General features: G+C 73.1%; 19 protein-coding genes. 7 read left to right on the top strand and 12 right to left on the bottom strand.

The genetic code is table 11. From position 1 onward, the window contains the following. Nucleotides 1-86: 86 nt before the first annotated feature. The 5 genes from WMF20_RS06590 to WMF20_RS06610 all read right to left on the bottom strand — a co-directional run bounded on the left by WMF20_RS06590 (nucleotide 87) and on the right by WMF20_RS06610 (nucleotide 6,344). Nucleotides 87-2,747, bottom strand: a complete 2,661-nt coding sequence (locus tag WMF20_RS06590; RefSeq protein WP_437611647.1) for a transglycosylase SLT domain-containing protein — start codon at nucleotides 2,745-2,747, stop codon at nucleotides 87-89. Nucleotides 2,748-2,817: 70 nt separating this feature from the next. Beyond that, nucleotides 2,818-3,348, bottom strand: coding sequence for a hypothetical protein (locus WMF20_RS06595; RefSeq protein ID WP_437611649.1), 531 nt, complete (start codon nucleotides 3,346-3,348; stop codon nucleotides 2,818-2,820). Between the two features lie 227 nt (nucleotides 3,349-3,575). Further along, nucleotides 3,576-3,959: a c-type cytochrome gene (locus WMF20_RS06600; protein ID WP_129573535.1), complete on the bottom strand. Its 384-nt coding sequence runs from the start codon at nucleotides 3,957-3,959 to the stop codon at nucleotides 3,576-3,578. A gap of 445 nt (nucleotides 3,960-4,404) precedes the next feature. After that, a complete protein-coding gene (locus WMF20_RS06605) occupies nucleotides 4,405-4,869 on the bottom strand; it encodes an SRPBCC family protein (RefSeq protein WP_437611651.1) in 465 nt (154 codons plus the stop codon). Nucleotides 4,870-5,042: 173 nt separating this feature from the next. Beyond that, nucleotides 5,043-6,344 (bottom strand): SprT-like domain-containing protein, encoded by a 1,302-nt coding sequence (locus WMF20_RS06610; protein ID WP_437611653.1) that lies wholly within the window; start codon nucleotides 6,342-6,344, stop codon nucleotides 5,043-5,045. A gap of 156 nt (nucleotides 6,345-6,500) precedes the next feature. Between WMF20_RS06610 and WMF20_RS06615 the strand changes: the two genes are divergently transcribed. Continuing rightward, nucleotides 6,501-8,528, top strand: a complete 2,028-nt coding sequence (locus tag WMF20_RS06615; protein ID WP_437611655.1) for a sulfatase-like hydrolase/transferase — start codon at nucleotides 6,501-6,503, stop codon at nucleotides 8,526-8,528. 5 nt (nucleotides 8,529-8,533) lie between these two features. After that, nucleotides 8,534-10,486, top strand: a complete 1,953-nt coding sequence (locus tag WMF20_RS06620; protein WP_437611657.1) for a sulfatase-like hydrolase/transferase — start codon at nucleotides 8,534-8,536, stop codon at nucleotides 10,484-10,486. 166 nt (nucleotides 10,487-10,652) lie between these two features. Here WMF20_RS06620 and WMF20_RS06625 read toward each other — a convergent pair whose 3' ends face one another. Further along, nucleotides 10,653-11,168 carry a DUF1993 domain-containing protein gene (locus tag WMF20_RS06625; protein ID WP_437611659.1) on the bottom strand — a complete coding sequence of 172 codons (516 nt, stop codon included), beginning with the start codon at nucleotides 11,166-11,168 and terminating at the stop codon, nucleotides 10,653-10,655. A 198-nt stretch (nucleotides 11,169-11,366) separates the two neighbouring features. On the opposite strand from WMF20_RS06625, the gene WMF20_RS06630 reads away from it, so the two are divergent. Continuing rightward, nucleotides 11,367-11,960, top strand: a complete 594-nt coding sequence (locus WMF20_RS06630) for a Uma2 family endonuclease (RefSeq protein WP_437611661.1) — start codon at nucleotides 11,367-11,369, stop codon at nucleotides 11,958-11,960. Between the two features lie 66 nt (nucleotides 11,961-12,026). Here the strand turns inward: WMF20_RS06630 and WMF20_RS06635 are convergent, their stop codons facing one another. Then, nucleotides 12,027-15,098, bottom strand: a complete 3,072-nt coding sequence (locus WMF20_RS06635) for a PEP/pyruvate-binding domain-containing protein (protein WP_437611663.1) — start codon at nucleotides 15,096-15,098, stop codon at nucleotides 12,027-12,029. Nucleotides 15,099-15,346: 248 nt separating this feature from the next. Between WMF20_RS06635 and WMF20_RS06640 the strand changes: the two genes are divergently transcribed. From WMF20_RS06640 to WMF20_RS06655, 4 genes are all read left to right on the top strand, one after another. After that, nucleotides 15,347-16,324, top strand: coding sequence for a YegS/Rv2252/BmrU family lipid kinase (locus tag WMF20_RS06640; protein ID WP_437611665.1), 978 nt, complete (start codon nucleotides 15,347-15,349; stop codon nucleotides 16,322-16,324). Nucleotides 16,325-16,499: 175 nt separating this feature from the next. Then, nucleotides 16,500-17,126, top strand: coding sequence for a hypothetical protein (locus tag WMF20_RS06645; protein WP_437611667.1), 627 nt, complete (start codon nucleotides 16,500-16,502; stop codon nucleotides 17,124-17,126). Between the two features lie 61 nt (nucleotides 17,127-17,187). Continuing rightward, complete coding sequence (locus WMF20_RS06650; protein WP_437611669.1) at nucleotides 17,188-18,321, top strand: formimidoylglutamate deiminase; 1,134 nt, start codon at nucleotides 17,188-17,190, stop codon at nucleotides 18,319-18,321. Nucleotides 18,322-18,452: 131 nt separating this feature from the next. Continuing rightward, on the top strand, nucleotides 18,453-19,283 hold the full coding sequence (locus WMF20_RS06655; RefSeq protein ID WP_437611670.1) for a DUF4328 domain-containing protein: 831 nt from the start codon (nucleotides 18,453-18,455) through the stop codon (nucleotides 19,281-19,283). A 115-nt stretch (nucleotides 19,284-19,398) separates the two neighbouring features. Here WMF20_RS06655 and WMF20_RS06660 read toward each other — a convergent pair whose 3' ends face one another. The 5 genes from WMF20_RS06660 to WMF20_RS06680 form a co-directional block, all read right to left on the bottom strand. Next, nucleotides 19,399-20,226, bottom strand: a complete 828-nt coding sequence (locus tag WMF20_RS06660; RefSeq protein WP_437611672.1) for a hypothetical protein — start codon at nucleotides 20,224-20,226, stop codon at nucleotides 19,399-19,401. Next, nucleotides 20,223-21,590 carry a DUF5924 family protein gene (locus WMF20_RS06665; RefSeq protein ID WP_437611674.1) on the bottom strand — a complete coding sequence of 456 codons (1,368 nt, stop codon included), beginning with the start codon at nucleotides 21,588-21,590 and terminating at the stop codon, nucleotides 20,223-20,225. The genes WMF20_RS06660 and WMF20_RS06665 overlap by 4 nt, the downstream gene beginning before the upstream one ends. Before the next feature lie 262 nt (nucleotides 21,591-21,852). Then, nucleotides 21,853-23,280 (bottom strand): SMP-30/gluconolactonase/LRE family protein, encoded by a 1,428-nt coding sequence (locus WMF20_RS06670; RefSeq protein WP_437611676.1) that lies wholly within the window; start codon nucleotides 23,278-23,280, stop codon nucleotides 21,853-21,855. Nucleotides 23,281-23,341: 61 nt separating this feature from the next. Next, entirely contained in the window at nucleotides 23,342-23,479 is a 138-nt protein-coding gene (locus WMF20_RS06675; protein ID WP_437611678.1) for a hypothetical protein, read from the bottom strand. A 125-nt stretch (nucleotides 23,480-23,604) separates the two neighbouring features. Continuing rightward, on the bottom strand, nucleotides 23,605-25,257 hold the full coding sequence (locus WMF20_RS06680) for a DNRLRE domain-containing protein (RefSeq protein ID WP_437611680.1): 1,653 nt from the start codon (nucleotides 25,255-25,257) through the stop codon (nucleotides 23,605-23,607). Nucleotides 25,258-25,273: the final 16 nt, after the last annotated feature.

The following is a 25,273-nucleotide window of genomic DNA, read 5'->3' on the forward strand; positions in this document are numbered from 1 at the left end:
GCGCGGAGCGCGGGAGCAGGCCGCCCCCGCGGCGGGCGCCGGGGCGCGGCGGGGCACGCCGCGCGCGCCGCGAGCCCCGGCGCGCGTCACGGCGCCGCGTTCGCCACGGCCGAGCGCGCCGCCGGGCTCGCGGGCAGCGGGGTGCGCAGGGCCTCGCTCGGCTGATCGCCGGTGTAGAGGAGCTCGTAGACGGCGAGGCTCGTGAGCACGCGCTTCGTGTAGAGCCGCGTCTCCTCGTACGGGATGCGTTCGACCCACAGGTCGAAGCTCTGCGAGGGGCGCTCCGCGATCCACCGCTTCGGCGCGCCGCCGCCCGCGTTGTAGGCGGGGATCGCGAGCAGCGGGTTGTCCGAGAACTGGCCGCGCAGCACCGAGAGGTAACGGCAGCCGAGCGCGATGTTGACCTCGGGCCGCTTCAGCGCCTCGGCGCTCGACGGCAGCCCGAGCGGCTTGGCCATGCGCTTCGCGGTCGGCACGATGAGCTGCATGAGCCCGTACGCTTGCGCGGGCGAGGCCACCTTCGGGTCGAAGGCCGACTCCTCGCGCATGATCGCGTAGGCGAGGGCCTCGGGGATCCCGCTGCGCTTCGCCTCCGCGGCGACGAGGGCGGCGAACGGGCGCGGGTAGGCGAGCTCCCAGGCGCTGCGCCAGCGCCCGGCCGGGTAGTGGTCGACCCAGTCGCCCGCGAGCTCGACGCGGCCGTCGCTCGCCATCGCCGTGCGCAGGATGCTGTACGACTGCGGCAGCGCGCCCGCGCGCGCGAGCAGGAACGCCGAGGCCCACATCACCTCGCGCGGCGCCGTGCGGCTCCCCACGCCGAGCGCGTCGAGCTCCCGGCGCGCGAGCTTCGCCTCCCCCTGGCGCGCGAGCTCGACCGCGCGGGTGAACGCCGGGCGCGCGAACAGGGGGCTCCGGAGCTCGGCGTACGGCGCGCTCGCGTCGCGCTCGAGGGCCGCGGACAGGGCGCGCTGGGCGGCCGCGGGATCGGCGTCGGCGAGCCGGGCGTGGGCGAGCGCCATGTAGAACGAGAGCGGGTAATCGCGGATCACCTGCTCGAGCAGCGCCTTTCCCTTGTCGGGCGAGCCGGTCTCGATGTGGGCGCGCCCGAGGTAGTAGGGGAACCTGCCGGCGGCGTGGTACGCGCGCTCGTGGGGGAAGCGCGCGAGCCCGAGCTCGAGCGGCCTGACCGCGCCGGCCCAGCCGTCGCGCTCCATCTCGAAGAGCGCGAGCTCGAACAGGCCGTCGGCGACCATGTCGCCCGACGGGTAGTCGTCGGGCATGGCGGTGAGCATCTGGACGAACTGCGCCTGATCGCCGAGCGCGAGCAGCGCGCGCGCGCCGAGGTAGCGCGCGTCGTCCGCGAGCCGGTGATCCGGGTACTCCTTCTCGAGCAGCGCGAAGCGCGCGGCGGCCTCGGCGTGCCGATCGACGCGGAACGACGCGCGCGCGGCGTTGTAGAGCGTCTCGGGCCGCCGGGGGGCGGGCGCGCCTGCGCCTGCGGCCGCGGGCGCCGCGGGGGCGCTCGCGGCGACGGCGGGGGCGCCCGCGGCGGCGGCGGGGGCGCCCGCGGCGACGGCGGGGGCGCCCGCGGCGGCGACGGGGGCGCTCGCTCCCGTGGCCACGGCGGGCGCGCTCGCCGATGCGGCGGCCGCGGGCGCGGCCGGCCCGCAGCGCTCGATCGCCGTGCCGTAGATGTCGGCGGCCTCGGCCCGCCGCCGGACGCGCCCGAGCGCCTCGCCGCGCGCGGCGAACGCGTCGCAGGCGAAGGCCGAGGGCGCCTGCGCCTCGGGCAGGGCGATCAGCGCCTCGGTGACGGCGAGCGCTTCCTTGTCCTGGCGCGAGGCGAGCAGGGCGCGCGCGCGGGCGAGCAGGTCGGCGGGGCCCGGGTCGAGGAACGGCTTGCGCCGCGCGAACGGCAGCGTCGACAGGGCCTGCTCCAGGATCTCCTTCGCCTCGCCCGCGCCCGCGCCGCCCGGCGCCTCGTCGAGGACGCGCCGGGCGAGCCGGATCGCCTCCTCGGCGTGGTCTTCTTTCGGATGGCGGAGCAGCGCGCGGGCGAAGCGGAGCGCCTCGGGCACCCACGTCGACGCCGGCCAGCTCCGGGCGAGGTACGCCTGCCAGCGCGCGGCCGCGGCCCCGATGTCGCCCTTCTCGGCGAGCGCATGGGCGACCACGCGATCGAGCTCGTCGGCGATCGCGACGTCCGAGGAGACGGCGCCCGCGCGCTCGATCGCCGCGTCGGGCTGCCCCGCCTTGGCGAGGAGATCGGCCGCCGCGAACCGCGCGTAATCGGCGAGCGGCCCGCCGGCGGCCGCCGCCGCGTCGTACTCCCTCGCGGCGCCCAGGGGGTCGCCCGCGAGCGCGCGCAGCCGCCCGAGCTGGTAGCGAAGCGCCGCCGCGTCCGCGGGCGACAGGGGCGCGGAGAGCGCCTGGGCCATCGCGGCGGCCGCGCTCGCGTACGCCTCCTCGGCGACGAGCTTCTGCACCGGCGCGAGCCTCGGGTCGTCCAGCACGAGCGTGAGGCGCTCGGGATCGAACACCGGGGCGTCGCCCGGCGTGCCCGGCACGACGGGCCCCGGCGCCGCCGGGGGCGGCGGCTTCGTCGGCTGCGGGCAGAGCGGCGGGCAGGCCGCCGTCCCGCGCTGCGCGGGGGGCGCGCCGGCGCAGGAGGCGCCGAGCGCGGCGGTCAGCGCGAGCGCGGAGGCCAGCGCGAGCGCGGCCCCGGAGCGGGCATCCAGCCTGAACATGCCTGCACCATACTCCGGATCGCGCGGTCGCACAGCGCTCGAGGGAGCGGCGCGCCGGGGCCCGCGGCGATCAGGGCGAGGCCGTCACCACGGTGGCGGCGACCGCGGCGAACCGCAGGAGGTCCTCCGCGCGGGCCACGAGCTCGAGGTTGAAGGTCGTGCCCGCCGTGAGCTCGCCCGAGGCTCCGACCTCCAGGGCGCCGGACGCGGCGTCGGGCGGCAGCACGAGCGGCGTGTACACGAGCCCGGCGGGAGGTGCGTTGACGATGATCTCGATCGGCTCGTCGAAGCCGTTGAATCGATGGATCGAGAGATCGACGGACGTCAGCCCGTCATAGGGGACGTCGATGGTGGCGGGGACGATGAACAGCGCGAAGTCCGGCGCTGCCTCCATGCCCCCGCCGCCGGCGCTGCCGCCGTCTCCGCCGCCGGCGCTGCCGCCGTCTCCGCCGCCGGCGCTGCCGCCGTCCCCGCCGCCGGCGCTGCCGCCGTCTCCGCCGGCGCCGCTCGTCGTGGTGGTCCCGTGCCCCGCCTGTCCGCCGGCGCCCTCGCCCTCGGGGGGGTCGTTGGAGCACCCGGAGGCCGAGAGGGCAATCGTCAACGCCACAACAAAGCTGAAGCCCCGCTGTAAACGCATCGGGTCGAGTCTCATGTCGAAGGGAGCCGTCGTGCTTCCGAGGTGGGATGTCCCGGGAGGTGCCGCGGCCACGTTATCGCTGCTCTGGCGGGGCCTGCAAGCGGGCCGGGCGGCCCTTGGCGGGGACCGCCGGCGCGCCGCCTCGCGAGGCGGCGCGCCGGCGTTCGGACGTGGCGTGAGGGGGTGGGGTGCTACTGCGTTTCGCAGGCGAGATAGATCCGGATGGACTCGACCGTGGCGTCCTGGAGCCGGCCGGTCGGGGGCATCTCGCCCTCGTCGATCTCCTCGAAGATCTTCTCCGCGTTCCCGCTGACATACGCCTCATCGTCGACGTTGACGCCCTCGGGCGCGTTGGCGCGGGCCGCCGCCCCCACCTTCGTGGTCGAGTGACAGATGTTGCAGTTGCCCTGGAGCGCCTCTAGGCCCGCCGCCTGCTCCGCCGCGGAGTCGGGCGGGCAAGCGCCGAGCGGCCCGTCTTCGCCGCCGCCGCCCGGGTTGGATTCATCGCCGCAGCCCTGGAGCGAGCCGATGACGAAGGGGGCAAGGCAGAGCAAGAAAATCGTACGAACGCGCATCAAAGCACCTCAACAGCTTGTTAGAGGACGGGTGGCGAGCCGGGTTCGAGCCTCCAGCCATGCAGGCAGGCCAGCCGGGCGCCGCGCGGGATGGTGCCTGGCGACGCGCACCGGGTCAACAAAGACGGACGGGCTCGATGCGGGGGAGATGCGATTCCTGTCGGCGCGCGCCGCCGGTGGGTCCGCGCGGCGCGCGCCGGCGCTCGCCGTGCGGCGATCTCCGCCCGGCGCAGCGCGCCATCCACGCTCGTCGCCGGAACGTCGCGCCGCGGCCGCACACGGCGCGTCCATGCCGCGCTCCCGCCGAGGCGTGGTGGCGCGCCGCCATGGGGTGCTCCGGCTCGTTCGCCCCCTTCGCGCGGAGCGCCCGCGCCGCGCCGCCCCACGACCTCCCTCGCCGAGGGCCGAGCGGCTCGGCGCGCCCTCGCCTCCCAGCCCCGCGCTTCTAGCTCGCCCGCCGCCGCTCCAGGTGCGTCTTCATCGCCTTGAGATCCCCGTGCACGGCCTTCTTGAAGCTGCCGATGAACAGCCGCCCGAGCGTCTCCATGAACCACCCCATCCCGGCGATCTCGCCATCCATCCGGAGCAGCGTCCCGGCGCCCTGGGGCTCGAAGACGTAGCGAAAGCGGTATTCCCCGCGCCCCGTCGTGCCCTTCTTCCCGTCGACGAAGAGGTCCAGGCTCTTGCCGGGCTCCGCCGCCGTGACCTCGAACAGCTCGGTCGACTCCTTGCCGAACATCTTGCGGGTCTCTCGCCACATCGTGCCCTTGCCGGCGACGTCGCCCGTGAGCTTCTCCACCCGCACGAAATTCGGCATCCAGTCGCCGAAGGAGTCGATGTCGGTTGCGAGCCGGAACACGTCCTCGGGCGACGCCTCGAATCGCTCTTCAATGGTGAACCGGAGCGGCATCTCGTTCTTCTCCTAGGTTGGCCCGCACACCGGGCCATCGTGCCGGAACCGCTCCATCCCCGTCAACGCGCCCGTCGAGCGCGCATCGCCGTCCCGATGCGGGCCGCGCGCCGTCGTCCGACGTCCGCCCCGGGCCGCGCGCGGCCCGGGGCGGACGTCGGCGACCGCGGCGCTCAGCCCTTCTTGCCCGGCGGCAGCAGCATGCCCCGCTCGCCGGTCGCCCCCTGCATCGGGCGGCGCAGCACGATCTTCCGTCCCGCCTCGCGCCCGTGCGCGTGCGCCGCCGTCCGCTGGTTGCCCGCGTGACGCAGGTGCTGCACGTGCGGGTGGCGCGTCCGGTAGTAGCCGTCCAGGTCGGCGTCCCTCACCCAGACGAGCCCCTGCTCCGCGGACGCCTTCCGCTCCGTGTTCAGCTTCTCGAGGAACCCCAGCATCACGCCGGCCTGGTAGGTCCGACGGTCCTTGTTGCCCTTCACGCCGTGCGTCCGCTTGTGCTCGTTCCACAGCTGCTCGGCCGTGTGGTGCAGGAACGCGTGCACGTAGGCCGCCATCTCGAGGTTCGCCGGCGTCCCGCAGATCTCGAGCACGCTGCCCCGCTTGCCCTCGAGCGGCGCGTAGACCGGCACCCAGATCGCCTCGACGAAGAAATGCTTCCCGAGGATCCCCCCGACGATCCGCTCGCTCTCGCCCACGCGCCCGCTCGGCGCGCCGAGGTGGCGGAAGCCGTACTGCCGCGCGGCGCGCGCCTTCGCGACGTCGAGGTTGTACTTCAGCATCAGCCGCTGCGCGGCGCTCATCGCCGCCTGCGCCTCGTTCGCGTTCGGGCTGTCGGCGAGCGCGAGCAGCCGCGCGATGCGATCGAGGATCCGGGCGTCCGCGCTGTCCACGCTCCCGTCGCCGCGCGCCGCCCCGCCCGCCTCCGCCGAGGGTATCCCGGACGCCGTCGCGTCGATGCCGAGGCGCTCGCACACCTCGCGGAACGCCGGCCCGTGCGCCGCCTCGTCCGTGACGCCAAGCACCTCGTGCACGTACTGGTGCGCCATCTCGTGCTTGAGCACCTCGATCACGACCCCCCACGGCTGCGTCAGCACGAGCGGCCGCGAGATCTCGATCGCGCGCGCCTCGGAGATCCAGCGCCCGAGCCGGCTCGCGGCGTCGGACAGCTCGATCGATGCCGAGCGCAGCTTCCGCCGGAAATGCGTGTAGTTGAGGCTCTGGTACGCCGCCATCAGCTCGCGCACGAGCGCCGCCTCCAGCTCGGCGCTGAGCCTCGCCGCCGTCTGGCGCGGCGGCTCGGGCGCCGGCGCGCCGGGGGACGGCCGCGGCTCGGGCGGCGCGCCGGCTGCGGGGGACGAGGACGGTTCGGCCGGCGGCGCGCCGGCTGGGGAAGACGAGGACGGTTCGGCCGGCGGCGCGGCGGCCTCTCGGGCCTGCTGAGCGCCGCGCAACCCGTTCAGGAAGAGCTGCTCCGCCATGTCGGACGCCTCTCATGGCACGCCCCGGGCGGCTGTCGAAGGGTTTCTCCGCCCGCGCGCCCCCTCCGGCCGGCCGGGCCCGTCATCGCGCCGCCACCAGCCCGCCGCAGAAACGTTCCCGACATGCCACGTCCTCGCTAAACTCGCGCGCGTCCCGTGCACCCGTTCAAGACGTTGAACGATCCCCCGGCGCCCGATGCCGACGCCGCCAGCCGCTCGTCCCGCGGCCTCGCCCGCGATCTCGGCCCGGATCGCGCGGCGGCGCGCGCGCGGCTGCGCTCCCTCGCGCGCGCCCGGCGCCGCTACGGCCGCCTGTTCCTCGCGCTCCCGCTGCTCCTCGTGGTGCTCGCGGACGTCCACATCCGCGGCGATCGCCTGCTCGAGCTGAGCGCCAAGCACGCGGCCAGCTACCTCGGCGCGATGGTCGAGAGCGCCGCGCTCTGGGGGCTCCTGCTCTTCGCGGCCTCGTCGCGGCGCGGCGCGTCGCGGTGGATCGCGGCCCTGCTCTTCGTGACGCTCGCGACGCTCTCGCTCGGCGGCCAGCTCTATTTCCACCGCCAGTACGCCACGTACCTCAACCTCGACGCCACGCTCTTCGGGACGTCGCTCTCCGCGAGCCTCTTCGGCCAGCTCCGGGCCGACGGGGAGAACTTCCTCCGCTCGGTCCTCCCGCCGCTCCTGCTCGCGGTCGCGCTCGTCTGGCTCGGCCGGCGCATCGTGCGCCCCGGCCGCACGGCGTCGGCCCGCGCCGCGCGCCTCGCCGCGCCCGCGGGCGTGGTGGCCGCCTTCGTGCTGCCCTGCTCCTACCGCACGGTGCAGGCGTCCACGCCCGACGTCATCTACTTCCACGCGATCGGCGGCCTCATCAAGGAGCTCGTCGGCGTCCAGACCACGGCGCAGGTGCGCCCCGGCCTCCGCACGCCGCCCGCGCTGCCGCCGCTGACCCCGAAGCCCGGCCCGCGGCGCAACGTCCTCTTCATCCTGACCGAGAGCGTGCGCGCCGACGCCGCGTGCTCGGCGCCCGCGCCCGCCGGGTGCCCCGGCACGCCGCGCATCGACGCGGCGGTGCCCGGCCGGCTCCCGCTCACGCAGATGCGCTCGAACGCCTCGACCACGGCGATCGGGCTCGCGGTGCTCTGGTCCGGCCTCCAGCCGATCGCCACGCGCGAGGAGCTCCACACCGCGCCGCTCGTCTTCGATTACGCGGACGCCGCCGGCTTCGACGGCGCCTACTGGACGAGCCACCACATGATGTTCGCCAACTCGCGCCTCTACGTGCAGGACCTGCCGGTCTCGCGCCAGTGCGGCGCGACCGAGCTCGATCCGCTCGCCGACATCGATCTCGGGGCCGACGACCGGCTGCTGTCGGCGCACGTGCGGTCCGAGCTGCCCTCGCTGCGCGAGCCGTTCCTCGCGGTCGCCCACTTCGGCAACACCCATGTCCCGTACCTGGTCGACCCGGAGGACGCGCCGTTCCAGCCCGCCCTCGAGAGCAAGGCGCCGGACGACAACGAGGCGTACCGCAACTTCTACAGGAACGCGGTCTACCGGCAGGACGCGGCGATCGCCGAGCTCATCGACTTCGTCCGGCGCTCTCCGGTCGGCGAGCGCACGGTGATCGTCTTCACCTCGGATCACGGCGAGGCGTTCCGCGAGCACGGCCAGCTCGGCCACACCGGCTCCATCCTCGAGGAGGAGATCCGGGTGCCCGGCTGGATCGACGCGCCGCCGGGCACGCTGACGGCCGCGGAGGAGTCCGCGCTGCGCGCCGCGCGGGACGAGCTCGTGTTCCACACGGACGTGGCGCCGACGTTGCTCGACCTCATGGGCCTGTGGGAGGAGCCGGCGCTCGCGGGCTACCGTGCGGCGATGGTCGGCCGCAGCCTGCTCCGGCCGTCGCCGGGGCCGGCGACGCTGGCGCTCACGAACTGCACCGGGATCTGGGGCTGCGCGTTCAAGAACTGGGGGATGATGCGCGGCAACATGAAGCTCGAATCCCGCGCCTGGGACACCGCCTGGCACTGCTACGACGTGCTCGCCGACCCCCGCGAGCAGCACGACCTCGGGCCCGCCGCCTGCGGCGACCTGCCCCGGCTCGCCGACGCGATCTACGGCGGCCCTGCCGGCAGCGTCGACGTCCCGGCCCACCTCCGCGACCTCGCGGCGGCGCCTCGCCGCGACTGATCCGGATGGCGCAGGACATCGATCGACAGGGCGCCGCGGCCGCCGCTCGCCCGCGCGCCGCGCGCCGGGCGGCGCGCCGCCGGCGCCGCTTCCTCGGCCTCGCCGTGCTCGCGTCGCCGGCGCTCTGGCTCCTCGTCGTCGACGTGCTGCGGCGGGGCCGCCACATGGCCACGTTCGATCGGCTCCACGCGGCGGGGTACGCCGCGACCGTCGCCGTGTCGCTGGGGTTCTGGGGCGTCCTGCTCTACGTCGCCTCGGGCCGCCGCGGCGCCCTGCGCGGCGTGACGGGCGGCCTGTTCGTCGTGCTCTTCACGCTCGCGTGCGGCGTCCAGGGCGGCTTCCACGCGCTCTACAACATCTACTGCTCGATCGACTCGCAGATCCACTCCCAGTCGATCCCCTGGTCGATCGTGGGCACGCTCCCGCTCGGGCACCCGCGCGTGATCGTCCACTTCGCCGTCGCGCTCGGGCTCGCCCTCGCGGCGCTCCGGCTCTCCCGCCGGCTCGTGCGCCCGCGGCGCCTCCGGCGGCGCGTCGCCGCGGCGCTCGTGCCGCTCGCGCTGATCGGCGTGACGAGGATCCCGGTGAGCTACCGGGTGATCCAGTCGTCGTCGGCCGACATGATCTACTTCCACGGCATCACCGCCGTGGTCAAAGAGCACCTCGGCATCACCGACGACTCGCCGGATCTGCGGGTGCAGCGCCGCGACCCGGCGCGCGTGCCGCCGCTCGCCGCGCGGCCTGCGCGGCCGCGGAACGTCGTGCTCATCCTGCAGGAGAGCCAGCGGGCGGACGTGACGTGCGTCGAGCACGACCCGGACTGCGCGCTGGCGACGCCGTTCTCCAACGCCGCCGCGCCGGCGCGCATGCCGCTCTTGCAGATGCGGGCCCACGACTCGACGACGGCCATCTCCATCTCGAACATCTGGTCCGGCGTCTCCCCGACGGAGAGCCTCGCGGTGCTCGGCTCGGCCCCGCTGCTCTGGGATTATGCCCACGCGGCCGGGTGGGACACGGCGTACTGGACGAGCCAGAACCTCATGTTCGGCAACGCCCGGCTCTACGTGCAGGACATCCCGGTCTCGCACCGGGTCGTCGCGACCCAGCTCGATCCGGGCGCCGACCTCGATTACGGCGCCTATGATCGGCAGCTCACGGATCGCGTGATCGAGGAGTGGGGCGAGCTCGTCGAGCCGTTCTTCGCGGTCGTGCATTACTCGAACATCCATTTTCCGTACGTGAGCGATCCGCTCCACGCGCCCTTTCAGCCCAGCGAGCTGAACAAGGCGCCCGAGAAGAACGAGCATTTCAAGAACTACTATCGCAACGTCGTTTACCTGTCGGACATGGCGGTCGGCCGGCTCATCGAGCACATCCGGGGCACGCCGAGCGGCGAGCGCACGGTGATCGTGTACACCTCGGATCATGGCGAGTCGTTCCGGGAGCACTGGCAGCTCGGTCACACGAGCTCGCTGTGGGACGAGGAGATCCTCGTCCCCGCGTGGATCGACGCGCCGGAGGGGACGCTGGCCCCGGAGGAGCGGGCGAGCATCGCGGGCGCGCGGGACGAGTTCGTGTGGCACCTCGATCTCGCGCCGACGTTCCTCGATCTGATGGGCCTCTGGGACGAGCCGCGGCTCGCGCCGTTCCGCGGCCGGATGATGGGGCACCCTTTGACGCGGCCGGAGCGCACGGTGGCGCCGGTGCCGCTCACGAACTGCACGTGGGTGTGGGGGTGTTCCTTCCGCAACTGGGGGATGATGCAGGGGCCGCTGAAGATCGAGGCGCGCGAGTGGGACGGCGAGTTCCACTGCTTCAACGTGCTGGAGGATCCGCTCGAGCTGACCAACCTGGGGGAGCAGGCGTGCGCGCCGCTGCCCGATCTCGGGCGCGCGCTCTTCCACGAGATGCCGAACGTGACGCCGCCGGGGAGGCCGAAGGTCGACTGGGGCGGTTGAGCCTGTCGGGTCGGCCCGGGATGGAGTGCCTGACCCGCTCCAGGAAGGCGAAGCGGCGGCTCGCGCCTGGGCTCCTCCGGGGTTCGTGGGCCTGCGCGTCGCTCCACCGCCGCTCCGAGGGAAGGGCAGGCGCCGCGGGCTGGTGGGGCGAGGGACGCCGCCGCGGTTACAGGTCGCGGAGGTCGAGCGATCCGATGAAGTCGCCCTTGCCGACGTCGATCCCGTTGTGCCGCAGGATCGAGTACGCCGTGCTGGCGTGGAAGTAGAAGTTGGGCAGCGCGAACTGGAACACGAAGTCCGCCGCCTTCATGCCCTTGCCCGGCAGGAAGAACAGCGGGATCGTGCGCTCTTCCGCGCCCTTCAGCTGCTCCGGCTTCAGCGCCTTCAGCTGCTCGAGCGCTGTCCCGATGCGCGCGCGCAGATCCGCGATCGTCTCCTCCTCGGCGTTCTCGCGCGCCGGCGCCTCCGCGCCGGTGAGGAGCGCGGCCAGCCGCACCGGCCAGTGAGCGACGGTCTGGATCTGACGCCGGAGGTTCCACTGGTCGGGCGCGAGGCGCGCGGTGAGGAGGTCCTCCGGGTTGAACTTCTTCTGCTCGGCGTACGCCTGCGCCTTGTCGAGCCAGACCAGCACCTGTCCGAGCATGCGAGCCATCTGCGGGAACGAGCTTTCGTAAAGGCTCATGATCTTCTCCTCGTCGACGGTAAGAACCGGCGCCTCTGGTCCATCCGCTGTCTCCGTGCGTCAACCCCCGCGCCCGCCGGCCCAGGTCCACGGCGCGGCGCGGCCCGGAGCAGCGGTCGAGCTAGATCGTAAGTTTTTGAAATTACTTGAAAATCCGAAGGAGTGCGACCCCTCGCCGGGAGGCGCTATGCTCGACGGGTGCCCACCGCTGCGCAGAAGCCACACCCCGTCACCGTGGCGGATCTCCTCGCCATCCCCGAGGAGCAGCGCTTCCACGAGATCGTCGACGGCGAGCTCATGCAGAAGGCCGTGCCTTCGTTCGAGCACGGCGACGCGCAGTCCGCCATCGTCGCGCACGTGAAGATCCCCTTCCAGCGGCGCCCCGGCGGCCGCTGGCCCGGAGGATGGTGGTTCGCCACCGAGGTCGAGGTCGAGCTCGCGCCGGACCAGGTGTACCGGCCTGACGTCGTCGGGTGGCGCCGCGAACGCGCGCCGGAGCGCCCCAGCGGGAGCCCCGTCCGGATCCGGCCCGACTGGGTCTGCGAGGTGCTCTCCCCGGACAACGCGCGAAACGACACGGTCAAGAAGATGCGTGTCTACCAGCGTTGCCAGCTGCCTCACACCTGGATCGTCGATCCCAGGGAGGAGACGATGACCGTGTACCGGTGGACGCCCGAGGGATACCTCGTGGCGCTCCGCGCGGAGCGGGGCGAGCGCGTCAGGGCCGAGCCGTTCGACGCCATCGAGCTCCAGGTGGGCGTGCTCTTCGGGGACGAGCGCGACGACGACTGACGGCCGCGGCGGAGCCCCGGGCGGCCGCGCGGCGCGCCGGGGCTCCGCGGACCGCCCGCGAGGCGCTCAGTCGATCTGGGTGAACTCGCCCGCCGCGTCGGCGGTCCACACCTGCGGAGGCATCCCCTCGATATCCGAGGTGCGGACGTAGATCCACCGGATGCCCTTGCCCTCCAGCTCGGTGAGGAGCGCCGGGTCCAGGCCGGGCTCGAGCCGGGGCTCGAAGAGGAAATCCTCCGAGAAGTTGTGGTGCGCCGGGCGGTACGTCTGCGCGTGGTAGCCCTTGAGCACGATCGGGCCGCTCGTCAGCCCCGTGATGCGCGTCTCCACCCACTTGTGGAGAGGCGCCGTGTACCCGGCCGTCGGGCCCTTGGGGTAAGGCGGCCAGTAGAACGAGGTCTCCACCTGGACGCCGGACGACGCCGACGAGAGCGAGCGCTCCTGGAGCAGCGCGCCCTCCACGGGCGGGCCGTCTGCGGGGCACTCGCCGAGCCGCACCGCCTCCGCCGACACGCTGAGCGGCGTGCCGTCCCAGTCGCGCGACCACACCGGCGTGGCGTACTCGGCGCGGAGCTCGAGCCCGAAGTCGCGCAGCGCGACGAGCGGGCCCACCGACGGCGGCAGCAGCTCGGGCACGGCCGAGGTGACGAGCGCGAAGGTGACCGCCCCCGCCCCGTCGCCGTCCACGAACGCGTCCGTGGCCGTCTGGTCGGCGTACGTGTGCGTCGCGCCCGGCCACGCCGCCGGGCTCCCCGTCAGCGTCGCCACCGATCCGGAAGAGAGGTAGTCGAGCGTCGCGTCCTCGAAGAAGGTCGCGCCGAGGGCCTCCGGCGTGAGGAACGCGCTCTTCGTCGAGAGGCGCGCGCGCACCTTGAGCCGGTGGTTCGCGAACACGTCGCCGAACTCGCCCTGGAAGGTGCAGAGCTCCTGCGGCTCGGAGAGCAGGAACGGCGTGAGGGTCGGCGTCGTGCTCGGGACCGAGACCTCGCGCACCTGCTTCACCACGAGCTCCCCGGGCTTCATCTTCTTGAACTCGTAGTCGAGCAGGAACGCCGTCTTGCTCGGGTGCACCTCCCGGAACCTCTCCTCGACCCGGCCGAGCAGGGAGGCGAGCGCGCGGTAGTCGTCCTCCCACTGCATCACGTGATCGCCGAGCGGGACCAGCGTCGAGCCGGCGCGGAGCTGCACGTAGGTCTCGCCGAAATCGCTGTTCACGGTCACGACCTCCGGCAGCGCTCCCCCTTCCGGGTTGGTGACGGACGTCGCCCCGAGCTGCGTCACGATCTTGATCTCGTCCGAGGGCGGGATTCCGCGCGAGAGCGTGGCGACGCCGTTCGCCATCTCGTCCTCGTCAGGATAGGAGTAGTGGACGAGGACGCCCATGCCGACCTCGGCCTCGTCCACGCCGTAGAGGAGCCGGGCGAGGAAGGCGTTGTCGTTGTAGAAGCTCGCGTACACCTTCCGGATCGCGCGGAACACGCCGCGCTCCGCGTCCTCGCCGGCCTCGCAGTGGCTCGGCCCCACCTCGTCGGCGTCCTGGTCGTCGGCCAGGCAGCCGCTGTAGCTGTCGTAGAGGCCCGCGCCCGTGAAGACGGCGCTGTCCTCCACGTTGGTCGAGCTCCGGAACCGGATCTTCCTCGTGGGCGAGAAGTCCGCGATCGCCGCCTCGATCGCCTGCCGCTGCCCCGCGGAGAAGGCGGTGTCCTTGGTGATCCGATCGCGGATCGCCGCGAGATCGACCTTGAGCGCCCGCATGTCGGGCGGATACGTGTAGCCGCCGAGGCGCTCCGCGATCTCGGCGCGCAGCGTGCTCCCGCCGGGCATGACCTGGTCGAGGAAATCGTCCCAGAGATCGAACGACAGCGCGACCGCGACATCGGAGCTCTCGGGGATGGCGTCCCGCAAGAGGCCGAAGTTCGCGGCCTTGCCGCCGAAGTGGACGATGTCCGCGGGGCCGAGATCCTCGGTGGAGCCCGAATAGGCCCCGAGCGGCTCCTTGGGCTGGATCCCGAGATCGCCCGGCCGCTTCAGCGAGAGGAGCTGCTCCCGGTCCGCCGGCGCGAGCTTGCCTTCGGCGTCGAAGAGCGCGGCCCGGCACACGACCCCCCACTCCAGCGAGGCGCGCAGCGCGACCTCCTTGCCGTCGAGCGCCTTCGCCTGCTCCGCCGTGGCCGGGTCGCCGACGTACACGAACGGGATGCCGAACGACGTCGCCAGGAGCGCGGTGTGCGCGTTCGGGGTCGACGGCGACAGCGAGACGATGCCCGCCACATAAGGCACCTCCGCGGGCACGGAGTCGGTGAGGAGGATGTCCTCGGCCCGGAGATCGCCGCTCGCGTAGGCCGCGTCGATCATGTCCGGGGGCACATAGCGGAGCCGGCCTATGGCCCAGCCGGTCGAGTAGCACGCGTCGCCGTTCAACCATCGCTCGACCGAGCTCACGGGGAACCCGCTCTCCGCGAAGAACGCGCTGTTCGCCGCGGCCGACTCGGTCTGCTCGTAGGTCGGGAAATAGAAGGGCTTCGTCCCCTCGGGCGCGACGATGCTGTCCTTCACGAGGTTCAGGACGACGCGCGCCATCTCGGGATCGTAGGCGTCCTGGCGGACCAGCTGGATGCCGTACTCCGGCTCGGTGGTCGCGAAGGGCGAGATGAGCACCGCGCCGAGGATGGCCTTCTGTCCCTCCTCGTGGAGCGAGACCTGGTCGAACTCGTCCAGCGTCATGCCGACGAACGGGTCGAGCCGCTCGGTGGCGAACTCGGCGTGGAACGGGTACTCGTTGCTGTTCTGGTAATAGACCTTGGTGGGGTCGTGCATCAGCACGGTGAACTTCACCCAGGTCGGCCCGTCGTACGACGAGTACGCCGCGAAGAGGTCGAAGGGGAGCTCGATCTGGTTCTTCCAGAACTCGGACGGGGTGATGTCGATCGGGTAGGTCTCGACGGGCCATTCGTAGCCGTCGCCGCCACCCTCGCCACCCTCGCCGCCGTCACCGCCACCCTCGCCGCCCGTACCACCTGCTCCGCCGGTGGCGTCTCCGCCGCCCGCGGCGCCGCTGCCCCCCGAGCCCCCCGCGGAGCCGTCGCCGCACGCGGTGAGCGTCCCTGCGCCGAGCAGCGCGAGCGCGAGGGAAGCCATTCGACCGAATCGTTGAAACCTCATGGGTGACGCCGATGTACAATCGCCGTGCCATCGTCCTGCAGAGAGCACCTTCGCGCTGGGCGGCGGGGCGTTGCTGTCGCGAGCATGGCGCACGCAGGCACAACCGCCGGGAGCGCGCCCGAGCGGGCGAGCGGCGCGGCGCGACGGCGCCGCCGCGGCGGCGCGCGGGCTCCATGGCGAATTTTCATGGGGTTTCAACCGCTTCGGCGTTCTAGGATACGGCGATGACCGAGCGGAGAGCGGCGCTGATCTTCAACCCTGCTGCAGGCCACGCCGGGGATGCGGTCGAGTCGCTTCCTTCGCGGCTCCAGCGCGAGTTCGCGTTGAGCGTCTACGAGACGAGCGCGGACCGCAGCGCCGCCGCGTGCGCCGACGCGGCGCGCCGCGAAGGCGCCCCCCTGGTCATCGCGGCGGGCGGCGACGGGACGATCTCGAGCGTCGCGTCCGCGCTCCTCGGCACGGACACGTGCCTGGGCATCCTGCCGCTCGGCACGGCGAACTCGATCGCGCTCACGCTGGGCATCCCGGCCGACCTGGAGGGGGCCATCGAGGTCCTCGTCCGCGGCGAGCCGACGCGCATCGACGCCGCCCGCGCGAACGGGCGGACCATGATCCTGCTGTCGGCGGTCGGGCTCCACGCCGACACCGTGGGCGAGACCCCGCAGGACGCCAAGCAGCGCTGGGGGGTGCTCGCGTACATCGGCACCGGGCTGAAGAAGCTGATGAGCCTGGAGCCGTTCGGGGTGGAGATCGTGACGGACGACCAGCGGATCCACTGCCGGGCGGTGGCGGTGACGGTCGCGAACATGGCGCCTGCGCGCACGGTGCTGGCGCAGGGGCCGCCGGTCGTGTCGCCGGAGGACGGGCGGCTCGACGTCACCATCGTGTCGGCGACGACGCTGGTCGAGGCGGTCGCGACGGGCCTGCACCTCCTGAGGACCGCGATCGACGGCGAGCCGGCCGAGCGCGACAACATCGGGTTCCTCGCCGCCCGGCGGGTCCTCATCAGCACCGATCCGCCGCAGCGCGTGCTCATCGACGGCGAGGAGGTCGGGACCACGCCCCTCGCGGTCGAGTGCCTCCCGCGCGCGCTGACGGTCATGGCGGCCCGCCGCGAGGAGGTCCCCGCGCCGCCGCCCGCCGCCGAGGTCGAGGTGAAGTTGGAAGGGCTGCCCGAGCTCGAGGTCGAGCCGAAGGCCTGAGGCGGCCGCGGCGGCCCGCGCGGCGGCCGTCGCGATGCGCGCGCCCGCCGCGGCGGCGACAGCAGCATTGTGACGCCGGACACGAGGGGGAAGCGACAGCGGCCCTGCGTAAGGAAAGGTGGTTTCGCCGGTGGGGCGGAGCTTGATCCTGATTCCTTCAAGGGAGCTTGGAAGCATGCGATCGACGTTCTGGGCAGGTGTGGTGGGGGTGTGCCTGGCCTGTGGTCTCTCGGGCCTCGGCTGCGGGGATGACGGGGCTCCGGCGCCGGAGGAAGCGACGGGCGGCGAGCGGACCGGCGAGGCCTCGTGCACGGGGCTCGACCCGTCGGCGGTGGTCGATGAGCTCACGCCCGCGGAGGCCGAGCAGGCGTGCAAGGGATACCGCACGTGCGAGGCCGACCGGCTGGACATCAACTATTTTTGCCGCATGTTCGGCGTGCTGGGCGCGAAGTTCGGGGACAATCCCGGGACCGACGACGCCGGGGTGCGAGCGAGGTGCGCCGAGCACTACGAGAGCTGCATGGCCGACCCGGAGCAGGCGGCGCAGATCGAGCAGTTCCTCGCAGAGCTGCAGGAGCGACCCTGTGTGCAGCCCACGCAGTGCACGGCGACCATCGCGGAGCTCGACGCGTGCGCCGCCGCGACGAGAGCGTACTCTCTCGACGTGCTCCCCGAGTGCGGCGCGCTCACCGTGGCGTGGTACGACCAGGAACGGGACACCGAAGCGGTCATGGCGGCCTGCGGCAAGCTCAGCACCGGCTGCATGGCGCTCTTCGCGCTGCCGGAACCGGAAGAGGAGTGACCCGCAGCGCGAGGGCGCCGCGCCTTCCGCCGGCCTCCCCGGCGTGGTAGGCCGAGCGGCGATGAGGCTGACGGCGGGGGCCATCGCGCTGCCGGCGCTGGCGAGCGCCCATTCCCATGCGTTCCAGCGCGGGATGCGCGGGGAGGCGCAGCGGCCGGGGCCGTCGGGGTCGGACGACTTCTGGTCGTGGCGGACCGCCATGTATGCGCTCGCGGCGTCGCTCACGCCCGAGTCCATTCACGCGATCTCGAAGGTGGCCTATCGCGAGCTCCGCGCCGCGGGCGTCCGCACGGTGGGCGAGTTCCATTACGTGCACCACCAGCCGGACGGCGCGCCCTACGCGGATCGCACGGTGCTGGCGGACGCGGTCATCGAGGCCGCGCGCGCGGAGGGCCTCCGGATCGCGCTCCTCCGGGTCGTCTACGCGCGCGCCGGCGCGGGCCGGGCGCCCGAGGGGGCGCAGCGGCGGTTCTCGGACGGCTCGCTCGACGCCGCGCTCGCGGACGTCGACGCGCTCCGGGCGCGCTACGCGGGCTGCGAGGACGTGCGCGTCGGGGTGGCGCCGCACAGCGTCCGCGCCGTGCCCCCGGCGTGGCTCGGCGAGATCGCGCGGTACGCCGCGGAGCGCGGGCTCATGGTGCACATGCACGTGGCCGAGCAGCCGGCCGAGATCGAGGCGTGCCTCGCCGAGACGGGCCGGCGCCCCGTGGAGCTCCTGGCCGAGCGCGGGGTCCTGAGCGAGCGCTTCGTGGCGGTGCACGCGACGCACCTCGCGCCGCACGAGCCTGCGCTCCTCGGCGCGGCGCGGGCGTTCGCGTGCCTGTGCCCGACGACCGAGCGCGACCTCGGCGACGGGCTGCCCGACGTCGGGGCGCTGGGCGGGGCGGGGGTGCGGCTGTGCGTGGGGATCGACAGCCACGTGATCACCGATCCGTTCGAGGACCTGCGGGGCGTCGAGCTGGGCGAGCGGCTGCGGACGGGCAAGCGCGTGACGCTGCTGGGCGAGGGCGGGGCGACGCCGGCCGAGGCGCTCTGGGAGATCGGCTCGCGGCGCGGGGCGGAGGCGTGCGGGTTCGCGGACGCGGGCGGCAGCATCTCGATCCGCCGGGACGCGCCGGCGCTCGCGCTGGTGCGGGAGGAGCGGCTCCTCGACGCGGTGGTGTACAGCGGGGGCCCGGCGATCGTGGACGATTGACGTCGGCGGGCACGTACCGGCTCGTACGGCCGTCCCACCGTACAGCCACGCTGCGCGAAGCCGCCGCGAAGCGGCGCAGGAGTCCAGCCATCCCTGGTCGGACTTGCGTTCCGTTGATAGCCTCGCTCGTCGTGAGCGGTTGGGCCGAAGCTCGGGAGGGGTGGAGCCGCGACGTCGGTGTCGTGCGCCGGCGCGCTCGTGCGGCGGTGGCCGGGCTGATCTTGATGGGGGCGGTGGCGGCGTTCACGGCGCTGGTCGGGGCATGGCACATTGTGTTGCTCGGCTCGACCGAGGTCTCGGCGTCGACGTGGCAGCTTGCCAACACGCTCCGTGAGGCCGGGGGGTTGCTCGAGCTGGGGTTCGGGCTCCTTGCGGGCGTGTTGTTCCTGCGCTGGCTCGCCAGGGCTGTCGCGCTGGCTGGCGAGCTGGATCCCGTGCGGGGTTTTTCCTGGACGCCGTCCGAGTCGGTCCTGGCATTCTTGATTCCCGTCGTGAACCTGGTGCAGCCGTACAGGGTGCTGCGCGATCTCCACGACGGCCTTGCTCCGGCGGGCGTGCCCGAGCCTGCGCCGCGCCCTCTCCTGGACGGCGGGGGTGGTTACCGGCGCGTCGAGATGGCGCACGCCCCGCGGGCGGGCGCGGTGCACCATGCCGCGCTCAGCGCGTGGTGGGGGCTCTATCTCGCGAGCCGCGGCCTCGGGTGGCTGGTCTCTGTCATGCCGCAGCTGACCGTGGCGGAGTTCATCCGGTCCCGGTATGTGTTCATTGCGTCCGATATGGCGTCGATCGCTGCTGCGTGGCTCGCGGTGCGCATGGTCCGGGCGATCGACAGCCGGGTCGCGGAGCGCCAGCGAAGGTTGGCGTATGCTTCCGACGAGGAGCTCGACCGCCTCCTCGTGGAGCGCGATGTTCTGTTGCGGCGGGAATTGGCGAAGATCACCGGCTTCGTCGATCCCGAGTAGAACCAGCGCCTCCCGGCCGAGATCTGACGCGCCCACGCGACGGCCGGGCGTCCGGCAGGCGGAATCAGGTGTGCTCGAGGCGCGCTGGCCCGGCGTGCGTCGAGGCGGCGGGCGCTCACCCCATCGCGCCCGCCACGAGCTGCGCCGCCCTCAGGACCGCCGCCGCGACCGCCCCCACCTTCCACGCGCGCGAGAGCCACCACTGCGCCTCGCCGCCGTCGATCCACGGCGGGACCCACGCCGGCGGCCTCACCAGGTCCGCCACGGTGAGGACCCGCTCCCGCCGCTGCGCCTCGCGGTAGCCGCCCTCGCCGCCGCGCACGTGCTCCTCCGCCCGCACGTACGCGAACAGCCGCGCGCTCCCGCCCTCCGGGAGCAGCGCCCCGCCCGCGACGAGCGCCTCCGGCGTCGCCGGCAGCTCGATCCGCGCGCCGCCCTGCGCGAGCCGGAGCGCGCCCGCGCCCGCCCGCTCGACGCGCGCGCGGACCCAGCCCTCGGGGCGCTCGCCGCGGAGCAGCGCGCGGAGCGGCGTCAGCTCGGGGCTCGGGCCCGGGCGGGGCGCGCGCTGCCCCGGGAAGAGGCGCGCCGCGAGGAACCAGAGCACGATCGGGAACACCGACAGGACCAGGTGCAGATCGGTCGCGCTGGCCACGCCCGCCACGCCGTCGAGCACCGGGAAGGAGAGCACGCCCGCGGCGGCGAAGGCGCCGACCGCGATCGTCGCGCCGAACCCGCCGACGACGCCGAACGCGACGTTGCCGATCGCGACGACGCCGACGGCGACATTGCCGATCGCGATGAACCCGCGGGCGACGTTGCCGATCGCGATGAAGCCCGTGACGACGTTGCCGAACACGAGGAACCCGTTCGCCATGTTGCCGGCGTCGACCCAGCGCGCGCGCTGCGCGGCGCCGGCCCGGTCGCCCTGGAGCGATGCCTTCATTCGGTCACCTCGAACGCGGTGCGGCCGACGAGCTGGCCGTCCTCGGTCTCGACATCCACGGTCCAGTGCCCGGCCAGGCGGCGCGGCAGGCTCCCGCCCACGAGCTGCGACTTGAGCCGCACCGCGCCCTCGGGGCCAGGCACCCGCAGCGTCTCCTCGGGCGCGCGGAGGATCTCGCGCCCCTCGTGCCGCCACACGTGGACGAGGCGGTCTCCATCGCCGCCCGGCACCACCACGTCGGTCACCGCGCGGAGCTCCCGAATCACGGAAAAATGTAACGATTTCACGGACATGGCCAGGCGGCCGTCCGGGAGCACCGAGGGGCCCACGGCCGCGGAGGACAGGTGCATCGGCACCGGGGGGATGATCTCCCGCGTGCCGTAGGCGAGCCCGACCCCGGCGGCCGACGCGATGACGAGGAACACCAGGCCCATCCGGCTCCAGAGCGCCCCGAACGGCAGGTGAAGCGTGCAGAAGCCGAGCACGGACACGACGGCGGCGGAGAGCAGCGTGTAGAGCGTCCGGGTGTTGGGGAGGAGCGCGGGGATGACGAGGTTCAGGCAGGCGAACAGCGTCACCCCGTAGAACACCGAGGCGAGCGTCTTCCAGCGCATGAGCACGCGGTCGAAGACGAGATCGAGCGTCGAGAGCACCGCGCAGGCGCCGAGGAGGAGGACGAACCACCGGTTCGGCGCGTCCAGGCTGGCGCTCTTCCAGTAGAACGGGAGGAGGAAGAAGAGCATGCCCTGATAGAGGTTCTTCAGGACATAGGTCATCACGAGGAAGCGCAGCCGGGCGCCGCGCCACGCCGTCGCGAAGTCCTGGCGGGCGCCGGTGCCGAAGAGCCTGAAGAAGAGGAGCACGAGCAGCCAGGCGACGCTGACCGAGATCGCGAGGAAGCGGGCGTGCTGGAACCCCTTCTGCGCGAAGGCCACCACGAAGGCGCCGAGGCTGAGCGCATAGGCGGTGTGCAGCCACCAGAGCTTCTTGTGGTGGCGCTTGAAGAAGGCGCGGGCGGCCGACTTGAGGTCCTGGGGACGGCCCTCCTCCTGCGCCTCGGCGTCGAGCTCGACGAAGGAGGCCTTGGGCTCGGCCTTGACGGTCGGCGCGTCGTCTTCCGCGGTGGACCGCGCCGGCCGCGCGGGCATCTTGAGGGTGCGGTCGTCGTGATCCCCGCCCGGGGCGCCGGCCTTGGGCGGCATGCGCAGGGTGACGTCGTCGATGGCGCCGCGCTCCCGGCCGCCGGGCGCGGCGGCGGCCGCGGCGCCCCCGGCCGCGCCCGGCGCGGCGTTGTCGGGCGCGCGGCCGGGCTCGTCGCTCGGCATGTACACGATGGTCGGCGCCTCCCCGAAGGCGTCGGGCACGCGCGGCCTCTGGACCAGGGTCGTGGCGTTGGACGATGGCGGCGAGGGCCGCGAGGGCGCGTTCGCGTGGGCCTCGGGGGCCGAGGCGTCAGGGGAACGCGGCGCGGGCTGTCTCATGTTCGGGGCGCAGCGTACCCGACCGGCGGCCCGGCTTCGAGCGCCCAGGCGGGCTGCCGGGGAGCGCGTGCGAGGGGCGCCGTGGAGCGCCCGGGCGGCCCGCCGTGGAGCGCTCCGGCGGTCCGCCACGGCGAGCCGAGCAGGCCTACTCCGCCGTGACGAACGCGACGCTGTCGTTCAGATCGGGGACGCAGAGGATGCGGCGCTCCGGATCGAAGCCGATGTCTGCGGCCGAGCCGAGGGCGTGATCCGCGGCCAGGTCGTACGCGACCGTCGAGGTGCCGTCGGCGGAGACCCGGAAGATCTTGCCCGAGGTCCACTCCGACACCCAGAGGCCGTCTCCGTCCTTCTCGACGCCGTCGAACTTGCCGGCGACATCGCCGATGCGCGTGATGGCGCCGTCGGCGAGGGCGATGGAGAGGACCGGCCCGAGCTCGCCCGACGGGGAGAGCTCCCCGCTGCCCACCATGACGAGCGATCCGCCGTCGACGAGGATGCCGTTCGGGCCGGTGACGTCGTCGAACTGCAGGAAGAGCTCGGCGCTCGCGGGGTCGCTCGCGTCGAAGCGATGGATTGCCTGCGCGAGCGAATCCGAGGCGTAGACCTGGCCCGTGGCCTCGTCGACGGCGACGTCGTTGACGAAGATGCCTCCGGGGATGGGGTATTCGGTGATGGTGTGGTCCGAGAGGGAGATGCCGAGCACGCGGTCGACATCGGCCACGTAAAGGACGCCCTCGAAGACCCGCATCCCCTTCGGATCGTTGAGCCCATCGATCCACGTCGCGTCGAGGACCGTTCCGTTCTCGTCGAGGCGGCTGATCCAGCCCGCCTCGGCATCTCCACCGATGTTCGACACGTACCAGACCCGGTCTTCCGGATCCCAGTAGCAGCTCTCCGGCGTGGAGAATCCGACCACCCGCTGGAATGCGTAGGCCGGTCCGCCGCCGGCTCCACCGTCACCGCCGGCTCCACCGTCGCCGCCGGCTCCACCGTCGCCGCCGGTGCCGACGGCGGAGGTAGCGGCCTCGCCGCCAGCGCCGCCGGTTCCACCGGTCCCACCGCCCGCGCCGCCGGTCCCACCGCCCGCGCCGCCGGTCCCACCGCCCGCGCCGCCGGTCCCGCCGGCGCCGCCGGTCCCACCGCCCGCGCCGCCGGTCCCGCCGGTTCCACCGGTCCCACCGCCCGCGCCGCCGGTCCCACCGCCCGCGCCGCCGGTCCCACCGGCGCCGCCGGTCCCACCGGCGCCGCCGGTCCCACCGGTGCCGCCGGTCCCACCGCCCGCGCCGCCGGTCCCACCGGTGCCGCCGGTACCGCCGTCACCCCCGAGGCCGCCGGTACCGCCGTCACCCCCGAGGCCGCCGGTACCGCCGTCGCCACCGGTGCCGCCCTCACCCCCGGTGCCTGAGGAGGTGGACGACGTAGCCCCGCCCTCGCCCCCCGTGCCCGAGGACGTGCTCGTGCCGCTCGAGGTGGTGCCGGTACCGGAATCGCCGACATCGTCGTCCCCGCACGCTCCGAGCATCGACGTGAGGCAGATGGAGGCCAGCGCAACATAGCGTCGATTCACGATCATGAGTCTCCTCGTATTCCTCCGTTCAGAGGTGGCCGTTCCTACAAGGGGTCGCGCGCCAGCGTCAACCGCGCAGCACCGTTCGGTCCGAGGAAACCGCGCCCGGCCACGCGGCGACCCCGGCCGGCAGCGCGCGACGCTCGAGCAGCCGATTGATGTTCCACGCAGCCTGGCCATAGCCCGCGCCCTCGATCGCCCGCATGAGCTCGATCTGCGGGCGATCTTCGGTGTCGAGCGGGGCGCCCTCGGCGCGCTCCCCGCGCCAGCCCGGGAAAGGAAGCGGGCCCCGCGGCCGCGGAGCCCGACGGCGCGGGCGCGCCCTGCGCCTTACTGGACCTGGATCGTGAACTCGTCCGCGAGGCGGCCGTCCACGTCCTTGAAGTACGCGGTCGCGCGCTTCGGGTCCCCGCCGACGTTGAAGCGGATGAACAGGGCGCCGTAGTCGGCGATGCCGGACATCAGCGTCCCGTTCTTCACCCACTTGTTGCTCGCGTAGTACGACGACCACCACGTGTCGTCGTCGTGGCTCGCCGCCTCGTAATCGCGGATCCCCACGCCGCCGAGGCCCGACACGAACACGAAGTTTCGGTTCGGGCCGAGCTCGACCAGGTCGAAGGCGCCCGTCTTGCCGTGGCCGGTCGAGGCGTTGCCGACGTCGGTGAGGGTCAGCGTGCGCGAGTAGGAGTGCTCGTGCCCCGTCGCGACGATCGCGCCGGCGTTCATGCACGCCTGGTAGGCGCTCCAGCCGACCTCGTTCGATTTCCCGCCGACCTGCATGTCGGCTTGGTTCTTGTGCCAGGCGCACACCGACCAGATCGAGCTGTCATTGGCGAGCGCGTCCTGGATGAAGCTCACCTGATCGGCCGCGTTGGCGGCGCAGGTCGAGCGGAGCTCGCTCGTCCCGATGCAGGACTGCACGATGAACAGCCCGTGGAAGTTGCACGTCGCCTTGACGCCGAGCTCGCCCGTGCAGTTCATGTCCGGCACGCGCCCGTGGCGGGCCTGGATGTAGCTGGCGTACCCGCTGCTGCCGCCCCACGCCGCGGCGTCGTGGTTGCCGATGATGGCGAAATAAGGATAGTTCGGGCCGAGGATGCTGTTGATCCGGTTCTCCCACGCCGCCGGGCTATTGGCGTAGTCGAAGTCGCCGTTGTGGATGGTCGCCGTGGCGCCCTCGTTCTTGATGAGATTGAGCACCGCGTCCGCGTTGCCGTTGTTCCCCTGATCGCCGATGAAGGCGATGAGGAGCCCCGGGTCGGTCGAGCTTCCGGTGCCGCTCGACGATCCGTAGGTGATCGTGAGCTTGGGCCGCTGCGCCGCGGTGGCGTGCTCCGAGGAGGCGAAGTCGATGCCGTCCGTGTTCGACGAGCTCGCGATGACGATGCCGTTGTTGGACGTCCCGTCGACCCACGCCTGGACGAGCGCCACGCCGGCCGCGTTCAGGGTGATCGTCCTGGAGCCGGCGCTGCCGGTGACGCTGCCCACGAGGTTGCCGCGATCGGTCGAGCCCATCGCGCCCGCGGTGGCCCACGCCGTCGTGGAGGTCGCGTTGTTCCAGGTGACCTGCGACTCGTCCCACGAGCGCTTCACCTCGTAGACGTTGTAGGTGTTCGAGGAGCCGTCGGTGACCTGGAGGGTGATCGACGCCGACTGGACGGTGCTCCCCGCGGGGATGCCGGAGAGGGTCCACTTCAGCAGGCAGGACTTGTCCACGCCCGAGCCGTCGTCGCCGTCGGCCTCGCACGTGGTCGCCCCGCCGTAGTTGGTGGTGGCGGCGGCCTGCCGGATCGTCGCGTCGGTCGAGCCCGCGTACGACGAGCTCGGGAGCGATCCCTGCTGGAAGGAGACGGTGGTCAGCGCCTGTTGCGCCTCCGAGATCTCCTCGATCTCGCCCTCGGCTCCGCAGGCGTTGACGACCGCGATCGCCGGGAGGGCGGCGCAGAGGACGCCGATCGACAGCCGAGACCAGCTCGCCGTCATTCGCTTGTGTCCGGGT

Source organism: Sorangium sp. So ce834, assembly GCF_051521425.1.
Classification (GTDB): Bacteria; Myxococcota_A; Polyangia; order Polyangiales; family Polyangiaceae; genus Sorangium; species Sorangium cellulosum_D.